This is a genomic window from Pseudoflavonifractor capillosus (assembly GCF_016902575.1).
Classification (GTDB): Bacteria; Bacillota; Clostridia; order Oscillospirales; family Oscillospiraceae; genus Enterenecus; species Enterenecus capillosus_A.
Genome location: NZ_JACSNZ010000014.1, coordinates 1 through 15104 on the forward strand (window position 1 = coordinate 1; position 15104 = coordinate 15104).

Consider the following 15104-nt stretch of genomic DNA (forward strand, 5'->3'; position numbering starts at 1 on the left):
AACGCCTTTAGGCGTGGCTAGTAACAAAGGGCTTTGCCCGCATATGAAGAACCCCCGGCTATGCCGGGGGGTTCCTATTGTCCTGGCCTATTTTGCAACAGGCCCTTTTTGGTAACCATAAGTAATTTTAATGCTCGGCGGAAATCAACTCCGCCTGCGCCAAGGTTTTCGCCTCTGACAAAAACACTTGTACGGCGCATCAGCGCCGCCCCGATTCCTCACTGGCAAGCGGCAATTTCTTTTCCCGTCTGCAAATAGGAAGACGTTGAGCTTTTTACTTCAGAGCTTTCCTCCACACACATAAACACATTCCTCCCTGCCAACAATACAAATGCGCAATGCAATTCTGAGACAACCGGGAGGAATCATATGCAATCCCTATGGTCACAAAGCTGCAAAATTCCCCAGCGCAGGTGCCTGCCCGGCGATTTGGAGATTGACACCGTAGTCATCGGTGCAGGCATGGCAGGTGTGTTGACGGCCCACTTCCTGCAAGAAGCCGGTCACCAGGTCGTTGTGGTGGATGCCGGGACGATCGCCAGCGGCCAGACCGGTCGCACCACGGCAAAGATCACCGCCCAACACGGCATGATCTTTCAAAAACTCATTGACACTCTGGGTGAGGACATGGCCAGGCAGTATGCTCAAGCCAATCTGTCTGCTGTATACGCTTATAAAGCCATGATACAAGACCATCACATAGACTGCGATTTTGAAGAACGCAGCGCCTACGTCTACGGGAATGACTGGGAGCAGCTCCAGGCAGAGGCACAGGCCGCTGCCAAACTGGGTCTGCCCGCCTCCTACGTCACTGACTTGAACATCCCTATTCCCTCAGCAGGCGGAGTAAAAATGGAACATCAGGCCCAATTTCATCCCCTGAAGTTTCTCAAACATATTTCTGATGGTCTGACCATCTATGAGCACACTCCAGTGGAAACCGTAGACGACCATATGCTTACCACTCCCCACGGATCCATCACTGCCCAGCACATCGTCTTTGCCTGCCATTTCCCATTCATCAATATGCCTGGGATGTATTTTGCCCGGCTGCACCAGGAGCGCTCTTACGTTCTGGCTCTGGAAAACGCCCCCCAGGTGAATGGCATGTATATCTGTGCCCAAGAGGGAGGCTACTCCCTGCGCAACTACGGAAAGCTGCTCCTCATGGGCGGGGAGAACCACCGTTGTGGAGAGAACCGAGACGGTGGACGGTATGAGCGCCTGCGTCAAAAGGCCAGAGAATGGTTCCCAGACAGCCGTGAGGTCTGCCACTGGTCGGCCCAAGACTGTATGACCCCGGACGGAGTTCCATATATTGGCCGATATGCCACCAGCCACCCCCATTGGCATGTGGCCACCGGGTTCCAAAAATGGGGTATGACCACCTCTATGGTGGCGGCAACCATACTCCGGGATCTGATCTGCGGAAAAGAGAGTCCCTGCGCCCAGGTCTTCGATCCAGGCCGATTTGAGGCTGCCGCACTTCCCGGCATGGCAGTGGATGGCGGCAAGGCTGTGAAAGGGATGGTCAAACGATTTTTTCAAATTCCATCCAAAGAGGCGGCAGAAATTCCACGGGGTCACGGCGGCATCGTCTTTTTGAATGGGGAGAAATTGGGGGTCTATAAGGAGCCAACCGGAACCATCCACCCCGTGGATATTCGCTGTCCCCACCTGGGCTGTCAGCTGGAGTGGAACCCCGACGAGCTCAGCTGGGACTGTCCCTGTCACGGCTCCCGCTTTGACCGCTATGGCCATCTCATTTCAGGGCCAGCCCAGAAGGACATCAGTATGGAGGTATCGTTATGGCAAAACAAGGAATGAAGCGCCCCGATCGCACCCACACACACCCTCGCAACGAAGTTCCCCCTGTTCCCCAAATCCAAGGAAAGGCCAAGCACGGCAAAGAACGGGCAAAGCCCATTGTGGACGGCACATCCGGCCCCGATCTGAAGGTCTTTCACTGACCCGAGATTAAATATTCCCCCTGATTTCACGCCGGAAATCAGGGGGATATTTTACGGGGTAAATTGTTCAAAGATGGACAAGCAGCCGTCACCCTCTACCTGCTTCATTTCCTCTGCACTGCGCAGAGTCCAGCTCACTTCCTGTCCTCGCCACAGCTTCGTGGCCACAAACAGGCAGGCCCGGCGGCGATCCTTCCAGCGGTAGGCTACAAAATCCGGGCAGGTGACCAGATTGGTCATAACATTGGTCATTACCATAGCCGCCAGCCAAGGCAGTCCACTGCGATTCTTGAGAAAGTTCTGACTTAGCTGGCCCCGGCAAATTTCAGGCCGGTTTCGCTTGAGCCACAGCAGTGCTTTGGGGTGAAACGACTCAATGCAATACTTCACCTGATACCGATCCAGCATCTCACAGGTGGCTTTGGCCAGCCGGTCTGCGTTGCCCTCCACCTTCAGCTCCACGATCAGAGGCCCCTTTCCCTCAAACAGGGGGAGCACCTCCTCCAACATGGGGATCTTTTCCTCTGTACCCTCCAGACGGTACTGGGACAGCTGCTGGGCCGTCAGCGAGGACGCTTTCACATCCACTCCGACGGTGCGCAGCAGGGAGTCATCATGGATGACCACCAGTTTTCCGTCCCGGGTAAGGTGAACATCCAGCTCGGCACCGTACCCTCGCTCCGCCGCCCGACGAAAGGCCACCAGAGAGTTCTCCGGAATGCCGTGCTCTTTATCATGCAGCCCCCGGTGCGCATACCGATATCGACGCAGCTCCTGCCAGGCCGGATGCCCGTGGCGGCAGCGCACCGCCACAATCCAAAACAGCACCAACACAGCCACAACACACAATACAATCCAACCCATCATATCTCTCAATCCATCTCCTCAAAGGCATCCAAGCCCTTTTTCGCTTCCACCCTGGCGTCTCCGTGGTGCACCCCCAGCATGGTCACAAAGGACAGCGCCACAAACAAAGCCGCATAGGGAAACAACACCCGGTAGTCAATGACACGCATCAGCGTCCCCGCCAAAATGGGGGTCACCACCTGAGCCGCCATGGAAAAGGTGTAGTAGTAGCCGGTAAATTTACCAATGTCGCTGCCCCGGCACATCTCCACCACCATGGGCAGAGAGTTGACATTGATGGCCGCCCAAGCAAAGCCCACCAGGGCAAAAACCAGGTACATGATGGGCTGGATGGACGAGTACACAGTGGTGAGGACAAAGCCCATCAAAAAACAGGCTGCCAGCAGAACAACACCACACAAAATGGTCTTCTTTCTGCCAATGCGGCTGGCCAGGATGCCGATGGGGATGTAGGAGACAATGGCTCCGGCGGTGGCCACCAGCAGACAGGTAGACGCACCCCCCAGCCCCTCTCCCATCACCTCTGCCACATATTTGGTAAACCAGGTGGTCACCCCGTTGTAGCCAATGAACCACAGGGAGATGGACGCCAGCAAAAAGCCCAGGCTGCGTTTGACCGGAGCGGGCAGTACCTCATGCCCTGCCCCGTCATCCTCCGCAAGATTCCACTCTGGGTGCTCCTGTTCCAGTTGTTGATTCTTCCGGGCCAGCTCCGGCTCCCGGGTGGTGACAAAGAGCACCACCACCGACACCAGCATGATGAGGGACACCACCAAAAACAGAGGCTGGTAGTTGACGTGCTCCACTCCCTGGGTCTCAGCTGTGGGGTACAGCACCGCCGCCACCGCCAGATAGAGCACGCCGCCCACAGCACCCATCAGGTTGATGATGGCGTTACCCTTGCTGCGCAGGGGCTTGGGAGTAACGTCCGGCATCAAGGCCACCGCAGGAGAGCGATAGGTACCCATGGCCACCAGCAGCAGCCCCAGAACAATGACAAAGCTGGCCAGTTCAAACGCCGAGGGGGAGGCTGCATAGCCGTTGTCCAACATAGGCAGCAGATTCATCAAAATCACCGCCGCACCGGTGCCTCCCAGGATGAAGGGCATCCGCCGCCCCAGTCCCGTGCTGGTGCGATCTGAAATGGCCCCAAACAGCGGCAGCAAAAATAGCGCCAACACATTGTCAGCTGCCATAATGGCCCCCGCCAGGGATTCATTGAGTTGGAACGTCCCGGTGAGAATCAGGGTCATCACATTGTCGTACATCTGCCAAAAGGCACAGATAGACAAAAAGGCCAGACCCACCAACACAGTACGCTTATAATCCAGTTTCATATGTTCTCTCCCCTCTCCATGTCTCGTAGGATATCTCCGATTCCGTCCAACACCCAGGTGGGATGCACAGGACTTGTCTCCAAATCAGCCCGCGTGCCCTCTCCTGAGAGGACAAACACCGTATCAATACCCGCCGCTTCTCCGCTGGCAATGTCGGTATACAGCCGATCTCCCACCATCACCGTCTCCTCAGGAGTGGCCCCCACCCACTCCATGGCCAAGCGTGCCATGGCGGGCTGTGGCTTTCCAATCACCTGGGGTCTGCGCCCGGTGGCCCGGAAGAGCATTTCGCACACGCTGCCGCAGTCTGGCACCGAGCCATACCAGGTGGGGCACACCCAGTCCGGGTTGGTGGCCAGATAGTCCACCCCACGCCCCAGCAGGATGCAGGCATCTTCCAGCTTTTGAAAGGTCAGTTCCGTGTCAAAGGCCATGAGCAGACAATCCACCTCATCCTCCAACCGGTCGGTCACCGCAATCCCAGCTTGGCGCAGTTGGCTGCGGAAGCTCTCAGTGCCAAAGGCGTAGCACAGTCGATACGGCTTCCGACCCTTCAGTTCCTGAATGAGGGCGGTGGTGGAGGTGAGAAAATCCTCCTCCCGGGCGTCGATCCCCATGCCCTGCAGCTTGTCCACATAGGCTTGGGTGGACCGGGAGGAGTTGTTGGTCAAAAAGAGATATCTCCCCCCTTGTGCCCGGATTTGATGTAAAAACGGGAGGGTGTCCGGAAACAACGTTCCGTCCAGGTAGATCGTTCCATCCATATCCAGCAAAAACAGTTTTTTCTCTCTCAAAGTTCCCACATAGCATTCCTCCATTGCCACACTCACCTCCATTATAGCGAAGAGAAGAAGAAAATCCACCCCTCTGTGTCAACAGTTTGAAAAGATTTTGAAATCTCCGGGCTCTACTTGACAACTATCTTTGTCATCGCTATACTTTGATTGACAATAATAGTTGTTATAACGCAAAGGAAAGTTGTCAAGGAGGGGTGCTCATGCCGTTGCAAAATCGTCTCAAAGAGTTTCGGGCAGCCCAGGGCATCAACCAGCAGGAATTGGGAGCCTTGGTGGGAGCCTCCCGGCAGACCATCAGCCTCATCGAGCGGGGAGACTACAATCCCTCCATCACCCTGGCCCTCCGCATTGCCCAGGTGTTCCACCGCCCGGTGGAAGAAGTCTTCTATCTCGTAGAGGAGGAGCCATCATGAAAGAAGCCAAGAAAAAATCTCCCGCTCGTATCTATCTCACCTTCGCCGTTGTACTCATCATCTGCGGCATAGTTGGGGGTGTTGCGGGCTATGCCGCCATAGCCAACGAACTCTCTATGCAAGACCTCAGCCAATGGACCAACCAGATGCTATCTGCCCCCGGCCCCTGGTGGTTTCTGCCTGCCCTGGTGTTGCTGGCCTTGTCCACCTGGTTTTACGTGCAAGGTAAACACCTGATTCCCCAGGCCCTGGAGGATGATGAGGTGTTTCCCGGCGTCAACCTCGTTTTGTGCCGATCCATGTTCCTGGCTAATCTCTCCACCGTGCTTATGTTCCTTGCTATGGCTCTGAGTTGCGCTGCATCCTGGGGTATCGGCTGGTCTGTTCTGCTTTTGGTGGTGCACCTTGTATGGGATATGGCCATGCAGGCCCGCATTATCTCCGCCACCAAGCAACTTTTTCCAGAAAAGCGAGGCAATATCTTTGATTTCAAATTTCAACACGACTGGTACCAGAGCTGTGACGAGGCCGAGCGACAGCAAATCGCCCAGTGCAGCTATCAGGCGTTCAAGATAATGACCACAATTTTCCCCATTCTCATGGCAGTTCTGGCACTTCTCTCCATGATCGACTTGATTGCACCTGCGTACAGCTTGCTGGTAGGCGCCATCTGGTTGGTGCAGCAATTCGTGTACAACTACACCGCCCTAAAGCTGGATAAAGCCAGGTTATAACCACCCAATCCACGGATAGGTAAGGAGTGTATTATCATGATGAAGAAACCCAAAGACTCCACCTTGGTGATTCATGGCGCCTGTGCTGTGATCTGGACTGTGCTGGCTCTGTCCAAAATCATCAAATACGATGAAGATGAGCCTATGTTTCTCCTGATTCTTTACAGTCTTTGTGCCCTACTCTGGATCATTGCGTTTGTAGATCGGTGGCGGAAAAATCGCTCCCACCAACAGGATGATCCCACGACAAAATGATGAGGTGAACCACTATGACATTGGAACTGCGCAACATTGAAAAGAGCTTTGGAGCCAAGCAAGTGCTCCAGGGCATCTCCCTCACCGCTGAAGGCGGCCAGGCCTTTGGCCTGCTGGGCCGCAACGGTGCCGGTAAGACCACCACCATCCGCATTCTCATGGATGTATTCCCCCCCAATGGAGGAGAAATTCTCCTGGATGGAAAGCCCATTGACTACCGCAAGGTGTCCCTGGGCTATCTGCCCGAGGAGCGGGGCTTGTACCCCAAAAAGCCCATTGGGCAGCAGCTGGTTTACTTCGCCCAGCTCAAAGGGATGAAGCGCTCCCAAGCGGTAACTGCCATCCGCCGCTGGCTGGAACGGCTGGGCATGGAGGAGTACGAAAACAAACGGCTGGACACCCTCTCCAAGGGCAACCAGCAGAAAATCCAGCTCATCACCGCCCTGGCCCACGACCCGGACATCATCGTGCTGGATGAACCTTTCTCGGGATTGGATCCAGTGAATGCTTCGCTGCTCAAAGACGTGGTGAAGGAGCAGATTCAAAAGGGGAAAATCGTCCTCTTCTCCTCCCACCAGATGAACTACATTGAGGAGTTCTGTCAGAACATCGCTATTCTCAACCAGGGCAAAATCGCCATTTCCGGCAACCTGGAGCAAATCAAGCGCAGCTATCCCCGGGATCGGCTCACCATTTGCAGTCCCCAGTACCAGGAGATCCTCAACCAGTTTGGCCCCCGCTGCCAACTGATACAGCCCGGAGAGGTACTTCTCCGTCTGGACAGCCCACAGCAAAAGCCAGAGGTCATGGGCCAACTGGTGGCCCGCTACGACATTGACCGGGTGCAAGTCTACGAACCTTCCCTCAACGACATTTTCGTGGAATATGCCGGGGACCATGTGTGAAGGGAGAGAAGATCATGAAACAATTCCGAACCATTCTCAGCTTCGAGCTGAAAAACTATTTCAAAAATAAAGTTTTCGTGGGCTCCACCCTGTTCATCGTGGCCGTGTTGGCAGTGGTGATGTTCTTGCCCAATCTGATGAACTTCTTTGGTTCCTTGGGGGGAGACGAAGGTGAGAGCACAGAGCAGTCCATAATTTTGGTCTCTGCTCCATCTCCAGAGATGGGGGATGCCATTGTTCAGGCGTTCTCCGCCGCATTTTCAGACCAGGAAGTTTCTTTGACCCAGGAAACTGTGTCCCAAATCAAAGAAAAGGTGTCCAACGCAGAGGCAGAGTGCGCCTTTGTCTTTGACGGGTTGACCTCGTACACCTATTATGTGCTCAACCGCTCCCTCTACGATCAGAACACCCAAATCGCCAATCAGGTGCTGGTGGGACTGGCCCAGGTGGATGCCATGGCCCAGCAGGGTCTGACCCCTCAACAGGCTGGTGACATCCTCTCCATTCAGATTGATGCCAGAGAGGAACTTTTGGGGATAGACCAGGCACAAAATTACTGGTACACCTACATCATGATCTTGGCCCTGTACATGGTTATCATGCTCTACGGACAAATGGTGGCCTCCCACGTGGCCACGGAAAAGAGCTCCCGAGCCATGGAGCTGCTCATCACCAGTGCCACCCCGGTGAACATGATGTTCGGCAAGGTGCTGGCCTCCTGCTTGGCTGGTTTTGTCCAGCTCACCGTCATCTTCGGTTCTTCCCTGCTCTTCTACCAGCTCAATCAAGATGCCTGGGGTGGCAACACCATGATGACCTCCCTGTTTGATATGCCCCCCTCCCTGCTGGTGTTCATGCTGGTGTTCTTTGTGCTGGGCTTCCTCCTCTACGCCTTCCTCTACGGCGCCATCGGCTCCACCGCCACCAAGCTGGAAGACATCAACACCTCGGTGATGCCTCTGTCCCTGCTCTTTGTAGTGGCCTTCTGTGTGGTCATGTTCAGTATGGGCAGCAGCTCGGTGGACAATGTGGCCATGATGGTCTGCTCTTTCCTTCCCTTCACCTCCCCCATTGCCATGTTTGCCCGCATTGCCATGTCCACGGTTCCGGCGTATCAAATTGCCCTGTCCATAGGACTGTTGACTGTGTCCGTGGCGGCCATCGGTGTGCTCTCCGCCAAAATCTACCGGGTGGGTGTACTCCTCTACGGCACCCCGCCCAAGCTGGGCGCCATCTTCAAGGCGGTTTGGCGGGCCTAACTTTTTCCAGTCTTCTTGGATGATTCTTGCCAAACTCTCCTGGCTCCGCTATACTGTAAATACTGTTTCAAATACACCCATTTTGGAATGAGGAGCAATGAGGTATGGATAAAGCAAAAGTATATTACACAGACTTCCGCACCAAGCTGGGCGAGGGCCTGCCCACCAAGCTCAAGCGGCTCATCCGTGCCGCCGGCATCGGGGACATGGACATGGATGGCAAGTTCGTGGCCATCAAGATGCACTTCGGTGAGCTGGGCAACCTGGGCTTTCTCCGCCCCAACTACGCCAAGGCTGTGGCGGACGTGGTAAAAGAGCTGGGTGGCAAGCCCTTCCTCACCGACTGCAACACCCTCTATGTGGGCAGCCGGAAAAACGCCCTGGAGCACCTGTACTGCGCCTGGGAAAATGGCTTCACCCCCATGACCGTGGGCTGCCCCATCCTCATTGGTGACGGCTTGAAGGGCACCGACGATGTGGAGGTTCCCGTCAACGGCGAATATGTCCAGAATGCTAAAATTGGCCGTGCCATCATGGATGCAGACGTGTTCATCTCCCTCAACCACTTCAAAGGCCACGAAATGGCGGGCTTCGGCGGCGCCATCAAGAACATTGGCATGGGCTGCGGCTCCCGGGCCGGCAAAAAAGAGCAGCACCACAACGGTCAGCCCACCGTGCACCAGGACAAGTGCCGGGGCTGCAAGGCCTGCTTGAAGGAGTGCGCCAACCACGGTCTGGCCTTTGATGAGACCACCCGGAAGATGCACATTGTCACGGAAAACTGCGTGGGCTGTGGCCGGTGCATCGGGGCATGTAACTTCGATGCCATCGACTTCTCCAGCTGGGCCGCCGTGAAAGACCTGAACTGCCGTATGGCGGAGTATGCCAAGGCTGTGGTGGACGGCCGTCCCAACTTCCACATCTCCCTGATCGTGGATGTCAGCCCCAACTGCGATTGCCATGCAGAAAATGACGCCCCCATCCTTCCCAACATCGGCATGTTCGCCTCCTTTGACCCCCTGGCCTTGGATCAGGCCTGCGTGGACGCCTGCCTGGCCTGCGATCCCCTGCCCAACAGCCAGCTCAGCGACAACATGGCCAAGCCCGACTTCTGTGACCACCACGACCACTTCAAAAACAGCACCCCCGACTCGGAATACAAGACGTGTCTGGAGCACGCAGAGAAGATCGGCATAGGCACTCGCAGCTATGAACTGGTCTCTTTGAAATAATTTCTTCGCCGCATCTGCTTTGGACAGGTGGCCCAAACTGAGGTGTAATGACCTGCCCTGAGTCATTCCGCATATTGCTCCACCGGAGTGTAGAAATCATAAGTATGGTAACCGCTGTCTGCAACAAGGCAGTGGTTTTCCATTTTTTATGAGAATCTGCCCAACCATACTTCTTTTTTCTGGCATCTAAAAAAATGACACTCCAGAGGAAATAATTCTACTACCCTCCCACATAGCTCCCAGGTATTATAGAATTGTATGAGTTTATAGTGCCGCAGTTTTGGTGCGCCAAACATTCACAAGGAGGAGAGAGAATGAAAAAACATGATCGCATTCCTTCTCGCATGTGGTCAATCGGCATCCGACACAGGGCCTTGAGCCTTTTGTGTGCCGGTGCCCTGATTTCCAGTATGCTGCCTTTATCCCTGTTGGCCAGCGCACAGAGTCAGGGGCCCATGCTGAGCAATCTGATTCTGGACAAAGTCTACGAATTGGAAGCTGTGGGTGATTACCCTCAGGGCGTCGAGCCCAACGACATCGGTTTTGCCCCCCAGGTCACCGATTACACCGCCACAGCTTACATGTCGGTGGACTCCATCCAGGTCTATCCCTTTACCCAGTCTGACACCGCTGAGGTGACGGTGAACGGGCAGGACCTGAATGCCCAAGGCTATGTGACCATGGATGTGTCCGAAACCGGCACTCACGACTTGAATGTGACTGTCACCGACGGCGAGGACTCCACCACATACAATGTTGAGATCACCAAGGTGGAGGCCGACTACCGTGGACGTGTCCCCGCAGTCTATGACCAGACCATCAAACAGGCTCTCTCCGTTGATACCGATTTTGACAATGAAGATGCCCTTCTGGAGGTTCTGAAAAAGGACTATGCCGTGGTGCTGCCTGAGAGCAAGGCCAACGACGGCAGCTATGTCAACACCGACGAGAGCTACTGGAGCGTGCCGGGCAGTGAGCTCCCCGACAGCACCGGTAACGACCAGGCCGTCACCCTGTTCACCGTGGATCTGGGTGCAGCGTACAGTGTCAGCCGCATTCGTGCCGCCTTTGGCCCCTCCAATCTGGCACTGGGCACCAACAAGGCTCGGATCTCGGTGAGTACCGACGGCATCAACTGGGAAACCCCCATCACCAAGGGCAACATGAACACCGGCGTGCAATATCACCAGAACGTGACCCGCTATGAGTTTGGCGTGTCCTATCAGGCCCGGTACATCCGCTTCGAGGTCACCCACTGGCAGCGCCCGGAAAGTGAACTGCGTATGTATCAGTTTATGATCTTCACCGACTCCGGCACAGTGCCCGAGGAGCAGCCCGCCCCGGAGGGCGGCAGCGTCCCCTATCAGCACGAGGATCGCCACCAGTACCTGGCCAGTGGTCAGGCCACTGTGGTGGAGCGGGGCCTGCCCATGTTGGGTTGGACGCCCAGCAGCGGATATGGCCGAGGCACCCCCACCGTAGAGGAGGCAGAGCAGTTCGGCTATGACGGCCCCCTGTTCTATGATCCGGATTTTGAAAACGCCGACTATATGCTCTACAACCCCGACTCCGTCTGGGGCATTGCCAAGGCTCCCTTCGGCGGCAACAACATGAGCGGCGCTGGCGAGCCCCGGGACTTCATCCCTGACTCCATGGAAGCCTATGTCCACAACGCCATCAGCTTCTGCTTCGGTGACGAGGGTGGTTACTCCACCGCCGAAGCACAGGCCTTCGGCGAATGGTTTGAGTGGACCCGCCAGCACTATCCCGGGGTCATTCTCCACACCAACCAGTACCCCAACCAGTGGACTGAGGCAAATTTGAGAGAATATATCCGCATTGCTCAGCCTGATCTGCTCACCTGGGACGATTACTACGGAGACAACAGCTGGGCCAACCCCTCCAGCATCAACCTGTCTAACTCCACCGTACAGGAAGATGCAGCCCGCAAGCTGCTCAACCTCCCCACTTGGGACAGATACCGTATGCTGGCCTATGGCGGCGTGGACGGCACGGGTACAAAGCCCATTATGTTCGGCCAGTACCTGGATGCCTTTGCCTTCAATCACTCCCAGTCCAACAAGAACTTGATCGTCAATACCTCCATCCTGTCCGGCATGAAATGGCTGAACTTCTTCCGTGTGGAGTACCAGTTCGACCGCTCCTACCTGTGGGATGAGGACGGAACCCCCACCCGTGGTCTGCTGGAGTGGGGCGAGATCATCGACCGTGTCCACGCCATTGACGACCAACTCACCCGTCTGAACAACGACTGGATCATGTTCAAAGTCGGGGAGATGGGTGACGAAAGCGCCGCCTCCGCCACTGGCTTCCGACGTAGCAACTTCGACGCCGCTGAGAGCGAAGCCAAAAACCAGGAGTTCGGTCTGTCTGACATCTCCGTGACCAGCCTCTCCGACACTCACAACGGCCAGACCGGCGACGTGGTACTGGGCTACTTCAATACCCTGCCCGGCCTGTACGAGAGCGAAATCAAAGAGTACTTTGCCGGTGCCACCGCCCCCAAGGCATTCATGGTCATGAACGGCCTGGTGGCTGGTACTGCCGAGCGGTACAACCAGTTCAACATTTCTGAGCGGGAGGCCGGCTCTTCGGACAACACCCGCCAGCAAATCACCATCACCGCTGACCCCAGCTTTGTTGCCGCAGGTTACGCCCTCTATGAGGTGGACAAGGACAACAACGGTGAACTGAAGGAAGTCGCCCTGGATGATAACGGCAGCTTCACCATTACCCTGGGCGGCGGCGAGGCCAACCTGTACTTCTGGGCCACCAATACCACCGCCAAGGCCAGCTCTCAGAGCGAAGGTGCTTGCGCCTCCTTTGCCTTCGACGGACATTCTGAGACCTATTGGCAGCCCCAGCAGCAGGAGAGCCAGAGCTATACCCTGGAAAACACCTTTGAGCCCAGCCTGCTGGGTCAGATCACCGTGGTGGAAAAGGGTGACGCCATCCAGTCCATGACCGCTTCCTATCTGGGTACCGATGGCCAGTGGCATGAACTGGGCGAGCTGACGGAAGACCAGGGCGTGTGGAGCGGCATCGGCGACACCGCTGAGACCGCCTCTGCCATTCGTCTGACTGTCCAGGCCCAGGAGCTGCCCGCTATCTACGATGTGGAGCTGGCCCTTACCGCTGCGGACGATCAGCAGAGCACCACCATCACCGTCAACGACAACACCATGGGTTCCGGCCTGTTCCGCTTCTCCTATGACGATAAGTGGTCCTATCGTGAGACCGAGACCAATGGCTCTGCTATGAAGCAGTATCCCCTGGAGAACGACGGCCACTTCTCCAACTGGAACGGTTCTCAGGCCACCTTTACCTTCTACGGCACCAAGGTGGAGCTGCTTCTGCGTGCCGACCAGGCCCAGAACATCCGAGCCGCCATCACCGACAACGGTATTGACGGTGCAGAGTGGAAAACCGGCACCGCAAACAACCAGAGCCTGGTGTTTGACAATCTGACGTTAGGTGTCCACACCCTGACCATCGAGAAAGTCAACAACAACCAAGCCGGTATTGACGGAGCCAAGGTCACCTACACCGGCCTTCTCCCCGCTGAGGTGGTGGAGAACAATAGCCAAAAGGCTGATGCCGTGCAGGTGTATGTGGATCAGCGCAACACAGATACCAGCACAGAGCACTACTTCTCCTATCAGCCCGGTACAGTCACCAGCAAAAACATGGACACCACCAACAACGGCTTCAATGTGGATGCCGACGAGGCCAACGGCTGGGTGCAGCACGTCCAGAACGCCCAGTATCAGAACCTGGGCTTCACCCGCACCAACAAGGACGGCGCCTCCTACACCCTCCACTTCAACGGTACCGGCGTGCAGCTGTATGCCGGCGTCACCCCCATGGGAGAGGCCAACGACTCCACTGTCTATGGTTCTCTCACCTTCACCCTGGACGGTAAAGAGGTCACCCCCACCCAGTTGGACACCACCAGTCTGGGCACCAACGGCAAGGTATCTGCCCGGATGTGGTCCATCGACGTGCCCGATGCCACTGCCAACGCTGACCATACCCTGACCGTCACTGTCAACGACGGTTACCTCCGCGTGGACTATGCTGTGGTGGAACGGATGTGGGAGGATGAGCTGGTGGGCAACACCTTCTCCGTGGACGTTTCCGCCGGAGAACACGGCTCTGCCCAGCTGCTCACTGGCACACAGGTTCCCGCCGGCGGCAACGCCGTGGTGTCCATCACCCCGGACGCCGGATATCAGATTCAAAGTATCGTGGTCAACAATGTGGCCCAGAACATTCCCGACGACGGACGTCTGGTGCTCACCAACATCCAGGCCAACACCTCTGTCCGGGTCTCCTTCTCCGCCGCCATGTATGACATCAACCTGGCCCCAGGCAACGGCGGCGTCGTGACCCCCTCCACCTTGCAGGCTGCCGCAGGTGCCACCATCTCGGTAACCCAGCAGGCCTTTACCGGCTATCAGTTCAAGGCGGGTTCTCTCACTGTCACCACTGCCGATGGCACCCCGGTTAGCGTGGTGACCGCCGAAGACGGTTCTTTCCAATTTACCATGCCCGACAAGGACGTGACCATTGCCGCTGTCTTCCAGCAGGTAGAGGAACCCGATCCCGACCCCTCTCCCACTGTTGAGCCCACTGTTGAGCCCACTGTTGAGCCCACTGTTGAGCCTACCACTGAGCCTACCGCTGAGCCTACCGCTGAGCCTACCGCTGAGCCTACTGTTGAGCCTACTGTTGAGCCTACCGCCGAGCCCTCCGCTGAGCCCGGTCAAAGCGTGGTTTTGGACAACAACACCGATGCACAGATCACTGTGAGCAACGCCTCCCAGGCCTTTGACGGCGGGACTGTGATTGTGGTGGACGCCATCACCCAGGGCGAAATCTACACCCGTGTGGAAGATGCTCTCAAAGGCATCGCTGAGATGGACAAAGCCGCAATCTTCGAGATCACAGCCACCCTTCAGGGACAGGCTGTCCAGCCCAAGGTCCCTGTGGAAATGGTGTTCCAGATCCCTGACCATCTCTCTGCGAATCACTTGAAGCTGTACTACATTTCCACCGACGGTCAACGGCAGGAGGTTCCCATCACGGTGAACAAGCAGGCCAACACCGTCACAGCCACCCTAAGCCACTTCAGCACTTACGTGTTGGTGAATACCACTGCCCAGCAGGAGGACTCGGCCGTCCCCGGCACCGGTGATAGCCAGATGATTTACCTCTATGCCGCTGCCCTGTTGGTCTCCGCAGGTTTGATGGCATGCGCCGGAGTGGTGAGAAAGCGTCGTAACAAGTAACCTTCTCCCCTTGCTCTCTTTTC

At 56.3% G+C, this 15104-nt stretch carries 12 protein-coding genes; 9 read left to right on the forward strand and 3 right to left on the reverse strand.

Annotation, left to right across the window (positions count from 1 at the left end):
* Window positions 1-369: 369 nt before the first annotated feature.
* Both H9X86_RS06410 and H9X86_RS06415 read left to right on the forward strand, forming a co-directional pair.
* Window positions 370-1827, forward strand: a complete 1458-nt coding sequence (locus H9X86_RS06410; RefSeq protein WP_204900729.1) for an FAD-dependent oxidoreductase — start codon at window positions 370-372, stop codon at window positions 1825-1827.
* Window positions 1809-1970 (forward strand): hypothetical protein, encoded by a 162-nt coding sequence (locus tag H9X86_RS06415; protein ID WP_204900730.1) that lies wholly within the window; start codon window positions 1809-1811, stop codon window positions 1968-1970. The genes H9X86_RS06410 and H9X86_RS06415 overlap by 19 nt, the downstream gene beginning before the upstream one ends.
* Window positions 1971-2021: 51 nt before the next feature.
* Here the strand turns inward: H9X86_RS06415 and H9X86_RS06420 are convergent, their stop codons facing one another.
* From H9X86_RS06420 to H9X86_RS06430, 3 genes are read right to left on the reverse strand one after another with little or no spacing between them, the layout of a single operon-like run.
* Window positions 2022-2837 (reverse strand): glycerophosphodiester phosphodiesterase family protein, encoded by an 816-nt coding sequence (locus H9X86_RS06420; protein WP_204900731.1) that lies wholly within the window; start codon window positions 2835-2837, stop codon window positions 2022-2024.
* Between the two features lie 5 nt (window positions 2838-2842).
* Window positions 2843-4174 (reverse strand): MFS transporter, encoded by a 1332-nt coding sequence (locus tag H9X86_RS06425; protein WP_204900732.1) that lies wholly within the window; start codon window positions 4172-4174, stop codon window positions 2843-2845.
* Window positions 4171-4992, reverse strand: coding sequence for an HAD-IIA family hydrolase (locus tag H9X86_RS06430; protein WP_243416869.1), 822 nt, complete (start codon window positions 4990-4992; stop codon window positions 4171-4173). The genes H9X86_RS06425 and H9X86_RS06430 overlap by 4 nt, the downstream gene beginning before the upstream one ends.
* Window positions 4993-5171: 179 nt before the next feature.
* Here H9X86_RS06430 and H9X86_RS06435 point away from each other — a divergent pair, with 179 nt between their 5' ends.
* From H9X86_RS06435 to H9X86_RS06465, 7 genes are all read left to right on the forward strand, one after another.
* Window positions 5172-5384: a helix-turn-helix transcriptional regulator gene (locus H9X86_RS06435; RefSeq protein WP_204900734.1), complete on the forward strand. Its 213-nt coding sequence runs from the start codon at window positions 5172-5174 to the stop codon at window positions 5382-5384.
* Window positions 5381-6118, forward strand: coding sequence for a DUF3169 family protein (locus H9X86_RS06440; protein ID WP_204900735.1), 738 nt, complete (start codon window positions 5381-5383; stop codon window positions 6116-6118). Before H9X86_RS06435 ends, H9X86_RS06440 begins: the two co-directional genes overlap by 4 nt.
* A gap of 36 nt (window positions 6119-6154) precedes the next feature.
* Window positions 6155-6373, forward strand: a complete 219-nt coding sequence (locus tag H9X86_RS06445; RefSeq protein ID WP_204900736.1) for a hypothetical protein — start codon at window positions 6155-6157, stop codon at window positions 6371-6373.
* 14 nt (window positions 6374-6387) lie between these two features.
* Entirely contained in the window at window positions 6388-7278 is an 891-nt protein-coding gene (locus tag H9X86_RS06450) for an ABC transporter ATP-binding protein (protein WP_204900737.1), read from the forward strand.
* A gap of 14 nt (window positions 7279-7292) precedes the next feature.
* Entirely contained in the window at window positions 7293-8537 is a 1245-nt protein-coding gene (locus tag H9X86_RS06455; protein WP_204900738.1) for an ABC transporter permease, read from the forward strand.
* A gap of 104 nt (window positions 8538-8641) precedes the next feature.
* Window positions 8642-9769 carry a DUF362 domain-containing protein gene (locus tag H9X86_RS06460; RefSeq protein WP_204900739.1) on the forward strand — a complete coding sequence of 376 codons (1128 nt, stop codon included), beginning with the start codon at window positions 8642-8644 and terminating at the stop codon, window positions 9767-9769.
* Between the two features lie 314 nt (window positions 9770-10083).
* Window positions 10084-15081 carry a discoidin domain-containing protein gene (locus H9X86_RS06465; RefSeq protein ID WP_204900740.1) on the forward strand — a complete coding sequence of 1666 codons (4998 nt, stop codon included), beginning with the start codon at window positions 10084-10086 and terminating at the stop codon, window positions 15079-15081.
* Window positions 15082-15104 lie beyond the last annotated feature (23 nt).